Raw genomic sequence first — 13215 nt, forward strand, 5'->3', positions numbered from 1 at the left:
CGCGGCGGCCAGGGGCCGCCGCGCCACGACTACGGTTCTGTTCGGGTTGTGGTTCGCCGAAGGGCCGGGGTCAGCCGGCGCGGCAGGTGACCGTCGGCCAGGTCCAGTTGCCGTTGGCCATGATGGTCACGCCGAAGTTGTTGCCACTGCCGTTCGGCCGGGCGGTGACCGTCCCGCTCGTGCCGCTGACCGAGGCGTTCCAGCTGTTCTGCAGGCTCTGGCCGCCGTTCAGGTTGAGCTGGACGGTCCAGCTGTTGGTGCCGCTGACGGCGACGTTGAGGTTGAACCGGTCACCGAACTGCTGACCGGCCGACAGGACCGCGGTGCAGTTGCCGGTGCCGCCCGTGGGCGGCGTGGTGGTCGGGCCGGTGGGCGGCGGCGTGCTGCCCTCGCTGACGGTGATGTCCGAGCTGCCCTGGCTCTGGTAACCCTCGGTCGCCATGATCTGGTACGCCCAGCTGTTGCCCAGGTTCAGGCCGGCCCGCGCCCACGCGTCGAAGTGGTTGGCGGTGGTGATGGTGCCGCTGCTGCGCTTCTGCTGGCGGACGCTCCAGTACTGGTAGAACGTCTGGGTGCCGTCGATCGAGGGCTGGTTGACGCGCTGGGTGCGCAGGATGTCGTACGTGCCACCGTCCGTGGTGACCGTACCCAGCCGCTGGGCGCCCGTGCTCGGGTTGTAGCTGCCGAAGTTCTCGACGATGTAGTACTCGATGAGCGGGTTACGCGTCCATCCGTACAGGGCGAGGTAGCTGTTGTTGTTGCCCGGGTTGTAGTTGCCCGAGTACGTGACCGTCCGGCGGGAGCCCGTGGCCCAGCCCTTGCCGCCGACCCAGTTGTTGGTGCTGCGGTCCCAGCTGCTGCTGTAGCGGCCGTTCTCGCGCAAGGTCATGCTGGCGTTGCCGCTGTCCTTCCAGAACGAGAAGTAGTACCCGTTGTGGGTACCGGTGGTGCTCGAGCTGACGGTCCGGTCGGACTCGGCGTGCGCGACGCCGGCGATCGTCAGTCCGGAAACCGTCAACGCCACGCTGCACGCGGCGGCGACGAGCAACCGGATGCGGCCGCGGCGGCGGCGTTTCGGGTGGTCCAGTTCTGCGGTCATGCGAGTGCCTCCTCATGAAGGGCCGCGGGGGGACAGCCCCCACGGGCACGACGAATACCGCCGTCGGGCGGGCGCTGTGCCTCGTGGCGGGGATGACGACATTCAAGTCCGTCACTGCGGATCGTGGCCCGCCGCGCGCCGCCTTGTCAATTACTTTCGGAAATGTTCCGGAAACGAAGATCTTGATCTTCGCGCGCCAGACAGGCGATAAGGGCAGCTCAGGACCCATATCCATGCGAGGTCGACTGACGCCCTCATCGCGGCCTTGTAACGCCGAGGTATCGGTGGATCACGACGGCCTGAAACTTCCGAAATCGGCGGCCACCTGCCGTCATCTGCCGGCAAGCGCGCGGCCACGCGCGTCGGGCAGCCTCCGGGCATGCCCGTACCGCAGGAATTGCCGGGTCTTTCTCCGGACCCGGCTGCGCGGGAACGACCAGGAACGCTGAGCCGGCCTCGCTAGCGGAACTGCCCGCCGTGGGGGCCGGGGTAGCCGCTGTCCGGCCGTACGGGCGGCAGCAGCGCGGTCGGGGCGTCGGCCATGCCGGCGGGGCCCGGGCCGACCGGCGGCAGCAGTTGGGTCGCCGCAGGAGGCACCTGGGCCGGCGCCAGTGGGTCCGGATCGTCCGGGCGGGCCCGGCGGCGGATCAGCAGGAGCACCAGCGCGCCCAGGCCCGCGGCGATCAGCAGGCCACCGAGGAGGGTGAGCAGCAGCGTCCCGCCGCCGTCTCCCGCGGTGTCGGCGGCGGCCGGCGGGGATGTCTCGGCGGCGGTGTCGTCCGCGACCGGCGGTTCCGCCACCGCAAGGGGGCTTGCCGTGGTGGTCGTCGGGGTCGGCGAGGGCTTGGCCACCGCGGCCAGGACCACGCGGACGGTGGCGGCGTCGCCCGCGGCCGCCTGCACGGTGGCGCGGGCGGTGCGGTAGCCGTCCTTGCCGGCGACGATGGTGATGCGGCCCGGGGCGATCGGCCGGCCACCGCTGGATTTGATCGAGAACTTGCCGCCCTTGCCGCTGGTCGTACGGTATTCGTGCCCGGCGCTGTCGCGTACGGTCAGAGCCGCTCCGGTGATCGCCGTGCCGCCGGTGTCGCGGACGCGGCCGGAGACCCGGCTCACCGTGGCCGGTTTCCGCTCCGCGCCGCTGACGAGGATCATCTTGTGGTCGAAGGCGGTCTGGGTGCCGACCCGGACGGAGACCGCGAGGTTCAGGCCGGTCTCCTCGCCCGGGTTCACCTGCGGCGCGACGAGCGTGGCGTCGAAGCTCTGGCTCCGGCCGGGCCCCATGCTCTGCACCGCGGAGCATCCGGCGGTGCAGCGGAGCCCGCCGGACACCGCCACGAAGACCCGTTCGATGCGGCGGGCGTTGTTGGTGGCGCGGAACCGTACGCGCACCGACTCGCCCGACTGCACCCGGTCCGAGGACACGCTCTCGATGCGGATCGCCGGCGGCGCGGCCGCCACGGGTGCGGCCGACACCGCGAGGGCCGTTGCGGCCAGCGCGGTCAACGCTGCGGCCCGGGCCCAGCGGGCACGTACGCGCGTCGTCACGTCCCATCACCTTCTTCAACGGCAAGCGACTCCGGTCGATGACGCCGTCGTCACTATGCCCGGTCGCGGGCCCGATGCGCGACCCGGGGCTGCTCAGAGCAGCTCGGTGCGGTACGCCGGAGCGAGCTCGGCGGCCCGGCGGCGCCGGTCGGCGATCTCGTCCTCGGTGAGGTCCGGAGGCGGCGCGTCGTTGCTCGCCACCCGGTCGCCGACGCGCAGGAAGTACTCCTCCTGACCGGCGGGGGTGCACATGCAGAGCATCCGGGCCGGCGCGCCGGAGGCGTTGCGGAAGTTGTGCGGGGCGTTGGCAGGAATGTTGACGGTGGAGCCGGCGGCGACGAGGTGCCGGCGGCCGCGGAAGGTGAACTCGATCTCGCCTTCGAGGACGGTGAACATCTCCTCGAAGTCGTGCCGGTGCGGAGGCGGGCCGCCACCGTCCGGCACGCGCATGTCGATGAGGCAGTACCGCCCGTTCGTCTGCTCACCGGTGATCACCACGGCGTAGGTGTCACCGGCCAGCGAGATGCGGGCCGTACCGGGGTCGTCCGGGCTCGCGACGGTCAGCGAGCGTGCCGGGTCGTCGTCGGGAATGGTCGTCATGGTTGTCCGGTTCCCGGCTGGCGTGAGCGTTAAACGGACGAATTCGTCCGCCTAGCGGCGGCGGGCGGCGTCGAGGAAGAGCTCGATCTGGCGGCCCGCGACGGCCGGCCAGTCGTCCACCGCGGGCATCGGTACGGCGATCAGCGACCCGAACATGATCACGTCCCGGGCGGTCAGGTCGACTCGCAGCGTCCCGTCGTCCCGGCCGCGTTCGACCATCTGCCCGGCGCGCTGCCACACCTGCCGGTTGAGGTCCGCGTACTCCGGGTTCTGCGACCGTGGGGCCCCGTGATGCGGGAGGAACAGCTCGGAACCGTGCCGCACGGTGCCGGTCAGGAACTCCTCGAGCGCCTCCACGCCGGAGCCCGCGCGGGACATGACGTCGTCGAGGAGGCGGGCCACCATCGCGATGGAACGGACCTGCAGGGCGTCCAGCAAGGCCTCCCGGTCGCGGAAGTGGCGGTACAGCGTGCCCACCCCGACGCCGGCCTCCCCCGCGATGACCGACATCGGTGCTGTCCCGTCGCGCCGCAGCGTGCCGAGCGCGGCCAGCAGCAGCTTCTCCCGGTTGGCGACAGCATCACGGCGCGGGGCGCGACTCACCACTCGCTCGTCCCGCCGGGCCACGTCATGGCGAAAATCCTAGGACCGCCGGTCCGGCTGCGAGGATGGGGCGGTGCGCGCTGTCGTCGTCGATGCCGCTCGGGCGCTGCCCGAGGTCCGTGAGGTGCCCGAGCCCACGCCCGCTCCCGGCGGTGTGGTCGTCCGGGTGATGGCCACCGGGATGTGCCGCAGCGACTGGCACGGCTGGGCCGGCCATGACGACGACATCGCGTTCCCGCACGTACCGGGCCACGAGCTGGCCGGCGTGGTCGTCGAGACGGGGGCGGAGGTCGGCCGCTGGCGGGCCGGCGACCGGGTGACCGTGCCGTTCGTGTGCGGCTGCGGGCGGTGCGAGTGGTGCCGCGCCGGCGACGCGCAGGTGTGTCCCCACCAGCAGCAGCCCGGATTCACCCACTGGGGGTCCTTCGCCGAGTACGTCGCCCTGCACGCCGCCGACACCAACCTGGTGGGGCTGCCCGAGGGGGTGGACTTCGCGACCGCCGCGAGCCTCGGGTGCCGGTTCGCCACGGCGTACCGTGCGCTCGTCGGCCGGGCCCGGGTGGGCGAGGGTGAATGGGTGACCGTGCTGGGCGCCGGCGGGGTGGGGCTGAGCGCCGTGATGATCGCCCGGGCCCTGGGCGCCCGGGTCGTCGCGGTCGACCGGAACCCGGCGGCGCTCGCCGTCGCCGCCGAGCTCGGCGCGGATCACACCGTTCCGGCCGACGGGACGGACGTTCCGGCCACCGTCGCCGAGCTCACCGGCGGCGGAAGCCACGTGGCGGTCGACGCGGTGGGCAGCGAGCAGACCTGCGCCGACGCGATCCTCAGCCTCCGCCGCCGCGGCCGCCACGTGCAGATCGGACTGCTCCCCCCGATCGACGGCCATCCGCGGCTGCCGATGGCACGGGTGATCGGCTGGGAGCTCGACCTGCTCGGCAGCCACGGCATGGCCGCGGCCGACTACCCGGGCATGATGGCGCTCATCGAGCGGGACCTGCTGCAACCGCAGCGGCTCATCGAACGCACGATCGGGCTCGGGGAGGCGGCCGCGCTGCTCCCCCGCTTCGACCGGGCCGCCGTCGCCGGCATCACGGTCGTCGACCCGGCCCGGTGACGCCGGACGGCGGGGCACTGGACGGACGCGTCAGACGCGGGACAGTGCCCGATCGCTGACGATGCACTGCATGCCGAACTGGCGTGCGCGGCGCATCGCGAAGTCCGTCAGGCCGGGGTCGTCGGCGTAGTCGAGCGCGTAGAGGTCGACCTCCAGGCGCAGCAGCTGTTCCGCGATCTGGGCGTGGAACTCCAGCACGTCGGGCGGCCAGGGCGCGTACCCGTCCTCGGTCCAGCGGGCCGAGAACGACTCGAACACCACGCCGTCGACCAGCTCAGCGAGCCGCGGGAGCATGCCGAACCCCCGGTTCGCGAGGAGGTACGCCGGCCCGGCCTCCGCCCGGATCGCGGCCACCAGCGTGAGCAGATGCGGCACGTCCTCCGGGAACGTCAGCTCCACGTTGAGCGTGTCGAGGAACAGCCCGTCGAAGCCGGCGGCGAGGGCGTCGCGGGCCTGGCCGACGACGTGCGACACCCACCCGGGATGGCTGACGTGCACGAACGTGCCGCCCCAGTCAGGGTTGCGCTCGACGCGCTGCCAGTCGGCCGGCGGTCCGGTGTCCTCGGACAGCGACAGGTAACCCAGGCACTGCGCCCCATGGCTCTTGAGGAAGGCCAGTTCCTCGGCGTTGTAGAAGGCGGGTTGCAGCACGACCCGCGGATATTCGGCGAGGTCCAGCAGCTTGCCGTTGCCGTAGTAGAAACAGATCGGGGCCCGATCGGCGCTCATGCGGGCCTCCCGTGCTCGGCGTACCAGGCGAACGTCGTGCGCACGCCCTCCTCCAGGGTCACCGTCGGCTCGTAGCCGGTCAGCTCGCGCAACCGCGACAGGTCGGGACAGCGGCGGTGCACCGATCCGGGCGGCGCGGCGGAGCTGACGAGGGCGGGGCTGACCCCGGCGACACGCAGCACCAGCTTGGCGAGGTCGCCGATGTTGGTTTCCTCGCGGTCGTTGCCGATGTGTACGATCCGGCCCTTCGCGCCGGGCGCGGCCATCAGGCGCATCATCGCCTCGACCGCGTCGTCGACGTGGCAGAACGCGCGGAACTGGTCGGCACCGGGCACGCGGAACGGGTCCTCGCCCGCGTGGGCGCGCAGGGCCATCTCCGGGATGACGTGGTCGGCGCCCATCCGCGGGCCGTACACGTTGTGGAAGCGGCCCACCACGGCGTCGAAGCCCCTGGCACGCGCGGTGTGCAGGAAGGCCGCCTCCCCGAGGAGCTTGCTGGCCGCGTACGCGAACCGGGGCGCCGTGATGTCGGAGATCATCGTCGGCACGTCCTCGGCGGTGGGCACCTCGACGACGCCGGCGTCGACCCCGCCCGCGTAGACCTCGCTCGTGGAGGCGAAGAAGACGCGGGAGCCCGGGGCGACCCAGTCGAGCAGGTGCAGCACCGTGAGGGTGTTGACCCGCACGACCCGGGCCGGATCCGTCTCGACGTTGCGGACGCCCACGACGGCCGCGAGCAGGTAGATCTGGTCCCACTCGCGCGGGATGCCGGCGTAGGTGCCCGGATCGGTGAGGTCCGCCGAGATCACGCTGACCCCGGGCGACGAGCGCATCGCGGACAGGTCGGCGTCCGCCCGCCCGCGGGAGAAGTCGTCGACGATCGTCACCTCGTGGCCGTCGCGGACGAGCCGCCGGGCCAGGTGCAGGCCGATGAAGCCGGCGCCGCCGAGCAGCAGGGCCCTCATGCGGTCACCGCCGGCAGGTAGCCCAGGCCGGCGTACCGGATGCCCGCGGCCCGGATGGCGTCGCCGTCGAGGATGCGCCAGGAGTCGAAGATCAGCGCCGGGCGGGCCGCGCCCAGCAACGACATCACGTCCATCGCCCGGTAGTCGGGATGATCGTTGATCACCAGGATGGCGTCGCTGTCGGTGAAGGCCTTGTCCAGGCTGACCGGCTCGCCGCCGTACCGCCGCACCACGTCGTCGCCGACCATCGGGTCGTGGCCGGTGACCGTGATCCCGGCCGCGGAGAAGATCGGCATCATGGCGGCGATCGGCGTGCCGCGCATGTCGTCGGTGGGCGGCCAGCCCTTGTACGCCCACCCGAGCACGACCAGCCGCAGTCCCCGGGTCTCGCCCCGGATCTCGCGGACGAGCCGTACGACGGTCTCGGCCACGTGCACGGGCAGGTACTCGTTGAGGGCTCGGGCCGGCCCGACCAGGAACGGCCGGTGGTTCCCCGCGCTGTCGAGCATGATGTACGGGTCCTTGGAGAGGCAGCCGCCGCCGACGTATCCGGGCTTCGACAGGTCCGGCCGCGGATAGTCCACGTTGGCCGCCCGGATCACCTCGAGCGGGTCGAGCCCGTGCTGCTCGGCGATGAGCGCGATCTCGTTGCCGAACGAGTAGATCAGATCGGTGTGGCAGTTGTTGGAGAGCTTCACCATCTCCGCCGTCTCCAGGTTGGACACCGGCACCACCGTGTGCGCCAGCCCGGAGAAGAACTCGACGCCGGCGCGCAGGCTCTCCTCGTCGAGGCCGCCGACGACCTGCGGCAGCTCGACGAGCTCCCGCAGCGCCTGGCCCTGGATGGTGCGTTCGGGCGCCATCACGAGCCGTACGGCGTCACCCCAGGCCGCGCGGAGCTCCGGCAGCACGACGCGACGGCTGGTGCCGACCGGCACGGTGCTGCGCACCACCACGAGGGTGCCCGGCCGGCAGGTCGCCGCGACGCTGCGCGCGGCCGCCGCCAGGTTGGCCAGGTTGGGCCGGCGGGTGGACTCGTCGACGGGGGTGGACACGCTGATCACGGCCACGTCCACGGTGTCCCCGGGCAGGTCGGCGGCGACGTGGATGCCGGCGCCGACGCGATCGCGGAATATCTCGGCGACGCCCGGCTCGAAGATGTGCGAGCGGCCCTGCGACAGGGTCTGGATCACGGCCGGTGACACGTCGGCGCCGTGCACGACGTACCCCTTGTCGGCGAGCGCGGCGGTCAGCGTCAGGCCGACGTAGCCGAGGCCCACGACTCCGATTGTCTGAGGCATACGGTTCTCCTTACATCCGGGGACACGGCGGAGCGGGCCGGTCCAGGTCCAGCACGGTCACGGTGCCGGTGAAGCCTTCGGCGGCGTAGTGCTTGCAGGCAGCGCGCACATCCGCGGCCCTGGTGGCGTAGTCGACGCTGAGCACGAACTTCCCGGCGTCGCGCAGCGCGCGGGTCTCGGCCAGGTTCTCGGCGCACCAGTCCTCGACGCAGCGCTCGTCGGTGGCGCGGAAGAACAGCTCCTCCATGCCGATGCCGTCGATCGCCGCGGTGTAGCCGGACTGGTGCCGCAGTTCCGGGGAGTTCTGCGGCACGATGAGGAATCCGGGACGGCGGGCCTTCCCGTACGCGCTGATCCTCGCGACGAGAGCGGCCATCTCGCGGGCGAGCACCGTACGGTCGCGGCCCTGGGTGGCGGCGAGGCGGAGGTTCTCGTACGCCAGCGGGGTGTCGAGGTAGACCCCGTCGAACCCCGCCCGCATCGCCCGGTCGACGCGCGGCTCGACGACGAGGCGCCACCACCGTTCGTCGTAGTAGCGCACGAAGAACTCCCCCGGCCAGGCCGCCCACTCGTTGGCGATCAGGTCGGGTGCCACCCGCTGCAGCACCGGGTACTCGGGCCTGAAGTCCTCGATGCTGCCGATCTCGAAGTACGCCAGGACCTGTTTGCCCGAGGCGCGCACCGCCGCGATCTCGTCAGGGGTGAACCAGTCGGCGTGCGCGTCGCGGGCCAGGTCGATCACGACGATCCGGTACGGGCCGGCCGCCAGCTGGTCGAGGCGCCCGTCCCGGTACTTCTGCAGCTGGTAGGCCCAGGACGGGCCCACGGCGGGGAACGGGACCGGCGGCGTGGGCCCGAACGTGCAGGCGGCGACGGTCAGCATCGTCGCCAGGACCGCCACCGCCCTCCTCACGACTCGTCCCAGATGCTCTTGATCGACGCGTCGAGGTCGTACGCGGGCGCCCAGCCCAGATCGGTACCCGCCCGGCTGATGTCGGCCCGGATCCAGCTCACCGCCGCCGATCGCGGTGGCCCGGCGCCCACCTCGCGGACGACGCCGGTGTACCCCGCGTGGCGAGCCAGGGCAGCCACCGCCTCGCGAACCGTGACGGCACGACCGCTACCGGCGTTGTAGACCCGGTGCGGCAGCGCGGCAGCGGCGACGACCCGCTGCACGAGTGAGGCCACGTCACGCACGTCGACGAAGTCCCGGTACGCGGCGAGCGGCCCGAGGGTGATCTCCGGATGTCCGGCGCGCATCTGGGCGGCGGCCCGGCCGAGCACGTTCTCGGCCGGTTGCCCCGCGCCGATGGGGTTGAACACCCGGACCGAGACGGCGGGCGCATCGGCCAGCTCGAAGAGGCGGGTGCCGGCGAGATGGCTGACGCCGTACGCCCCCACGGGTTCGGCGCGGTCGTCCTCGGTCACGGACTGCCCGCCCGGGACGACGCCGTACTCCCCCGCCGAGCCCAGCCGGACGAGCCGGGCACCCGCGGCCGCCTCGAGGAGCTTGGCGGCGACCAGTGTGTTCGCGCGCACCAGCTCCTCGGCGGACCCGGTGAGCGCGCCGACGCAGCAGACCACGGCGTCGGGTGCCTCCGCGCGCACCAGCGCGGCCAGCTCGGCGGTGGGGCCCCGGACGAGGTCGTGACGGTCGCGGCCGGGGCAGATCACCTCGCCCACGTCCCGCAGCGCGGCCCGCACGTGCCGGCCGATGAAGCCGGAGGAGCCGAACAGCACGATCTTCATACCGGCTCCCCGGCGCGGTCGCGCAACAGGACCGGGCGCAGCTGCTCGAAGCTGCGGTTGGCCTCGTCGTAGTCCTCCGGGCGGCCGATGTCGAGCCAGAACCCCGTGAACGGGTACGTGGCCGGGTGCTCGCGCCGGGCCAGCAGGTCGAGCACGAGCTCGTCGAAGCCGAACGGCCGGCCGGGCGGGTACGGCGCGAGGGTGCGGCGGCTCATCCCGTACACGCCCATGCTGACCTGGTAGCGCAGGCTGGGCTTCTCGCGGAAGCCGATGATCTGCGAGGCCTCGACGTCGAGCACGCCGAACTCCACCTTGTGGGTGCGCTCGGCGATCGCCACGGTCAAGCCGCTGCCCGAGAGCGTGTGCTGGGTGAGCAGGTCCGCGTAGTTCAGGTCCGTGAGCACGTCGCCGTTCATCACGAGGAACTGCTCGGGCAGCACCTCCTTGAGCCCGAAGAGCGGCCCGACGGTCGAGAGCGGCCGGTCCTCCTCGATGTAGTCGACCTGCAGCCCCCAGCGGGCGCCGTCGCCGACGAACGCGCGGATCAGCGGACCGAGATGGTTGATCGCCAGGGTCACCGAGGTGAACCCGCACCCGGCGAGCTGCTCCAGAACGATCTCCAGGATCGCGTGCTTGTCACCGATCGGCATCAAAGGCTTCGGCAGCGTGGTGGTGTACGGACGCAGCCGCACCCCTTTGCCGCCAGCGAGAATCACCGCGTGCATGCAGATCTCACCCCCGAGTGAATCACCGGAAATGGCGTACCTGGCGCACGGACGGTGCCAGGCCGAGCAGGAATTGCGCCAGCAGCGCGAGCACGCTGCCGAGGTAGAGGGTCGTGTCGGCGAGCGGGGCCACCGGCCGGCCCACCACCTGCACGACACCGAGGTGCAGCGTGAGCGCGACCAGAATCGCGCAGCAGAGCAGGCCGAAGCGCTCGAAGCCGGCCAGCAGGAACGCGAGATAGTAGACGCCGGCGAGCAGGACGTGCGCCGCGACCATGACGGCGCTCTCCGGGCCGGGGAAGCCGAGCGCCGCGAGCAGCACCAGGCCCAGCCCCGCCGGCACGGCCATGCAGACGCCGATCTCGCGGCCGACGAGCGTGCCGACCCGCCGTTCGAAGTCGCGGGGCCGGAGGCTGACCCGGGTCAGCCCGACGGCCTGCGAGCGGAACCGTTCGGCGCGCCACTCGACGAAGCCCATGGACAGGATCAGCGGCGCCACCCCGATCGCGATGTCGAGCCGGTGCGACAGATAGGGCAGCGCGGCGTGCAGCAGGAACACCGCCGAGAGGAACCCGTACGCGGTGACGCCCAGCAGGCTCCGCCGGCGCATCCGGACCCGGGACCGCTTGCCCGTGCCCCGTCCCCGGGTGCACACCAGGGCCGCGACCGCGACGAGGGTGACGCCGATCGCGGCGGTGCCCAACGCCACCCCGCGCAGCGAAGCGTCGACGAGGTAGGCGATCCCGGCGGTCACGGCCGGGGCCATCGCCAGCGCCTGCAGGCCTTCACGCCGATAGAACATCAGCACCGTGCCGGACAGCTGGTAGGTCAGCTGCCCCACGGCCAGCAGGATCAGGCTCCGGCCGCCGCCCATGGACATGCCGGCGAGCACGCCCGTGACGGCAGCCGCCGGCACCGAGACCCTCAGCAGGAGGGCGGCACGGCGCGGGCGGTCGGCACCGAGGAACTGGTACGCGGCGTACGCGACAGTTCCGGCGCAGGCCCAGCCGACCACCCCGGCCACGGTCAGCGCCATCAACGCGTCCCGTTCCCCCACCTCGGCCAGCACCGCGGGAAAGACGGCGCCGGGCAGGGCGTAGAGCGGGCCGTGCAGCAGCAGCCGTACGGTCTGCCGGCGACCGTGCTTGCCGCCCGCCGGTGCGGGAGGGTCGTCCGCGGGTGGCCCCAGCCGCCGGTAGACCTCCTGGGCGAGGGCGAAGACGTCCGGGAAGCCGTACTCGACCCGGGCCGTCCGGTCGGTGACGCCGTCCGCCTCCAGCACGGCGGCCACCTGCAGGGCCTCGACCGCGCGGGCCAGCGCCGGCCGCATCCGGTCGACCAGCTCGTCCAACGGGTCGGTGGAGATCCGCGGCACCACGACCGGGTGGATCGGCGGAGCCGCCGGCGAGGTTCCCTGCTCGATGGTCATCGCCGCCCCGCCCAGACCGGTGCGGCCGGGCGCACCCGCGGCGCCGGACCCAGGTGCCGGACCGGGTCGCCGGCGTGCAGCGGGCTGACCAGACCCTCGTAGACGTTGCGGTACATCTGCAGCGACTGGTTGAGCGTGAAGTGCTCCAGGACGCGGGCCCGGGCGGCGGCGCCGAGCCGGTGCCGCAGCTCGTGGTCGCGCAACAGCTCGACGCAGGCCGCCGCCACGGCCGCGTGATCGCGCGGCGCCACCACCCGGCCGGTGTCCGCGACCGCCTCGGCCACCCCGCCCACGTTCGTGCAGACGGTCGGCCGGCCGCACGCCATCGCTTCGACCACCGTGTACGGGAACCCCTCGGAGATGCTGGTGAGGGCGACGACGCTGCCCGCGTGGTACGCATCGACCGCGCGTTCGATGCGGCCCTCGAGCACCGCCGCGCCCACCAGCCCGAGCTCGCCGATGAGCCGCTCGCACGACTCGTGGTACAGCCGGTTCACCGCCGGCGTGCCGCCGAAGATGCGCAGGCGGGCGGCCGGGATCTCGGCCCGCACGAGGGCGAACGCGCGGATCAGCGTGTGCAGGTCCTTGAGCGGGTCGACCCGGCCCATGAAGGCGATGGTCGGCACGTCGGGTTCGGAGGTGGCCGCGGGGAAGTCGGCCGGCTCGACGCCGTTGTACATGGTCCACATGCGTTCGGGCTCGGCGCCGTTGTGCAACTGCCACCGCCGGTTGTAGGCGGAATGCGGCGCCAGCACATCGGTGATCAGGTACGCCGCCCCGGCCAGCGAGCGGAAGAAGCTCAGCGCCATGACCCGTACGGCGTGGGGCGCGTCGTCGTGCAGATAGGAGATGTAGCGCTCGCGCAGGTAGATGCCGTGCTCGCTCATCACCAGCGGCGTGCCGCGGCGCCACTTGGCGGCCATCGCGACCAGCATCGACAGGCCGTTCATCGAGCAGTGCACGATGTCCGCCTCGGTCACCGGGGCGCTGAGCGGGCGCAGCATGTGCTCGATCAGCCAGGTGGCCTGGACGGCGTCGGCCACGGTCGGCGCCGGGGCGGTCTCCTCGACGCGCAGGTCGTGCCACGCGTCGAGCATCATCGTCACCGCCTCGTTCGACACCAGCGCGGCACCGAGGTCACCGCCACCGGCGGCGTAGTCGTGCAGCCCGCGCAGGGCGAGCAGGAACAGGCCGCGCCCCAGCTCCGGCCGCACCGGCTCGACCGGGGTGATCAGGGCACGCAGGAACATCTCGTACGGACCCGTGAAGCCCATCCCGGGCGGGGGGCCCCGCCCCCCCCCGGGGCGCCCCCCCCCCCGGGGGGGGGGCACCCCCGGGGGGGGGTGCGGGGGG

The 13215-nt window shown here is 72.5% G+C and carries 13 protein-coding genes; 1 reads left to right on the forward strand and 12 read right to left on the reverse strand.

Translation table 11 applies throughout. The features are described 5' to 3' along the window. Window positions 1–70: 70 nt before the first annotated feature. The 4 genes from IT780_RS35235 to IT780_RS35250 form a co-directional block, all read right to left on the reverse strand. A complete protein-coding gene (locus IT780_RS35235) occupies window positions 71–1099 on the reverse strand; it encodes a glycoside hydrolase family 11 protein (RefSeq protein WP_233414030.1) in 1029 nt (342 codons plus the stop codon). Between the two features lie 459 nt (window positions 1100–1558). After that, on the reverse strand, window positions 1559–2647 hold the full coding sequence (locus tag IT780_RS43320; protein WP_199516180.1) for a carboxypeptidase-like regulatory domain-containing protein: 1089 nt from the start codon (window positions 2645–2647) through the stop codon (window positions 1559–1561). 93 nt (window positions 2648–2740) lie between these two features. Then, window positions 2741–3247 (reverse strand): cupin domain-containing protein, encoded by a 507-nt coding sequence (locus tag IT780_RS35245; protein ID WP_199516181.1) that lies wholly within the window; start codon window positions 3245–3247, stop codon window positions 2741–2743. 51 nt (window positions 3248–3298) lie between these two features. Further along, a complete protein-coding gene (locus IT780_RS35250) occupies window positions 3299–3850 on the reverse strand; it encodes a TetR/AcrR family transcriptional regulator (protein WP_199516182.1) in 552 nt (183 codons plus the stop codon). Between the two features lie 73 nt (window positions 3851–3923). Between IT780_RS35250 and IT780_RS35255 the strand changes: the two genes are divergently transcribed. After that, the gene (locus IT780_RS35255; RefSeq protein WP_199516183.1) at window positions 3924–4964 is read left to right on the forward strand and encodes a zinc-dependent alcohol dehydrogenase family protein; all 1041 of its coding nucleotides are present in this window, start codon (window positions 3924–3926) and stop codon (window positions 4962–4964) included. A gap of 30 nt (window positions 4965–4994) precedes the next feature. Here IT780_RS35255 and IT780_RS35260 read toward each other — a convergent pair whose 3' ends face one another. From IT780_RS35260 to pelF, 8 genes are read right to left on the reverse strand one after another with little or no spacing between them, the layout of a single operon-like run. Next, window positions 4995–5693 carry an endo alpha-1,4 polygalactosaminidase gene (locus IT780_RS35260; protein ID WP_199516184.1) on the reverse strand — a complete coding sequence of 233 codons (699 nt, stop codon included), beginning with the start codon at window positions 5691–5693 and terminating at the stop codon, window positions 4995–4997. After that, entirely contained in the window at window positions 5690–6658 is a 969-nt protein-coding gene (locus IT780_RS35265) for an NAD-dependent epimerase/dehydratase family protein (RefSeq protein ID WP_199516185.1), read from the reverse strand. The genes IT780_RS35260 and IT780_RS35265 overlap by 4 nt, the downstream gene beginning before the upstream one ends. Next, the gene (locus IT780_RS35270) at window positions 6655–7959 is read right to left on the reverse strand and encodes a nucleotide sugar dehydrogenase (RefSeq protein ID WP_199516186.1); all 1305 of its coding nucleotides are present in this window, start codon (window positions 7957–7959) and stop codon (window positions 6655–6657) included. The genes IT780_RS35265 and IT780_RS35270 overlap by 4 nt, the downstream gene beginning before the upstream one ends. A 10-nt stretch (window positions 7960–7969) precedes the next feature. Continuing rightward, on the reverse strand, window positions 7970–8872 hold the full coding sequence (locus IT780_RS35275) for a glycoside hydrolase family 191 protein (RefSeq protein ID WP_307831537.1): 903 nt from the start codon (window positions 8870–8872) through the stop codon (window positions 7970–7972). Further along, window positions 8869–9708, reverse strand: a complete 840-nt coding sequence (locus IT780_RS35280) for an NAD-dependent epimerase/dehydratase family protein (RefSeq protein ID WP_199516187.1) — start codon at window positions 9706–9708, stop codon at window positions 8869–8871. The genes IT780_RS35275 and IT780_RS35280 overlap by 4 nt, the downstream gene beginning before the upstream one ends. Then, the gene (locus IT780_RS35285) at window positions 9705–10433 is read right to left on the reverse strand and encodes a sugar phosphate nucleotidyltransferase (protein ID WP_199516188.1); all 729 of its coding nucleotides are present in this window, start codon (window positions 10431–10433) and stop codon (window positions 9705–9707) included. The genes IT780_RS35280 and IT780_RS35285 overlap by 4 nt, the downstream gene beginning before the upstream one ends. Window positions 10434–10455: 22 nt before the next feature. Then, window positions 10456–11862 (reverse strand): hypothetical protein, encoded by a 1407-nt coding sequence (locus IT780_RS35290; protein WP_199516189.1) that lies wholly within the window; start codon window positions 11860–11862, stop codon window positions 10456–10458. Beyond that, window positions 11859–13136 carry a GT4 family glycosyltransferase PelF gene (gene pelF, locus IT780_RS35295; protein ID WP_233414031.1) on the reverse strand — a complete coding sequence of 426 codons (1278 nt, stop codon included), beginning with the start codon at window positions 13134–13136 and terminating at the stop codon, window positions 11859–11861. Before pelF ends, IT780_RS35290 begins: the two co-directional genes overlap by 4 nt. Window positions 13137–13215 lie beyond the last annotated feature (79 nt).

The sequence above is a fragment of the Nucisporomicrobium flavum genome, from assembly GCF_016464385.1.
GTDB classification, from domain to species: Bacteria; Actinomycetota; Actinomycetes; order Mycobacteriales; family Micromonosporaceae; genus Actinoplanes; species Actinoplanes flavus_A.

Bases quoted from the DNA above. Each gene is read 5' to 3' on its own strand.
- IT780_RS35285 (WP_199516188.1), bottom strand. From the start codon at position 10,433: ATGCACGCGGTGATTCTCGCTGGCGGCAAAGGGGTGCGGCTGCGTCCG.
- IT780_RS35265 (WP_199516185.1), bottom strand. From the start codon at position 6,658: ATGAGGGCCCTGCTGCTCGGCGGCGCCGGCTTCATCGGCCTGCACCTG.
- IT780_RS35260 (WP_199516184.1), bottom strand. From the start codon at position 5,693: ATGAGCGCCGATCGGGCCCCGATCTGTTTCTACTACGGCAACGGCAAG.
- IT780_RS35245 (WP_199516181.1), bottom strand. From the start codon at position 3,247: ATGACGACCATTCCCGACGACGACCCGGCACGCTCGCTGACCGTCGCG.
- IT780_RS35290 (WP_199516189.1), bottom strand. From the start codon at position 11,862: ATGACCATCGAGCAGGGAACCTCGCCGGCGGCTCCGCCGATCCACCCG.
- IT780_RS35280 (WP_199516187.1), bottom strand. From the start codon at position 9,708: ATGAAGATCGTGCTGTTCGGCTCCTCCGGCTTCATCGGCCGGCACGTG.
- pelF (WP_233414031.1), bottom strand. From the start codon at position 13,136: ATGGGCTTCACGGGTCCGTACGAGATGTTCCTGCGTGCCCTGATCACC.
- IT780_RS35270 (WP_199516186.1), bottom strand. From the start codon at position 7,959: ATGCCTCAGACAATCGGAGTCGTGGGCCTCGGCTACGTCGGCCTGACG.
- IT780_RS35235 (WP_233414030.1), bottom strand. From the start codon at position 1,099: ATGACCGCAGAACTGGACCACCCGAAACGCCGCCGCCGCGGCCGCATC.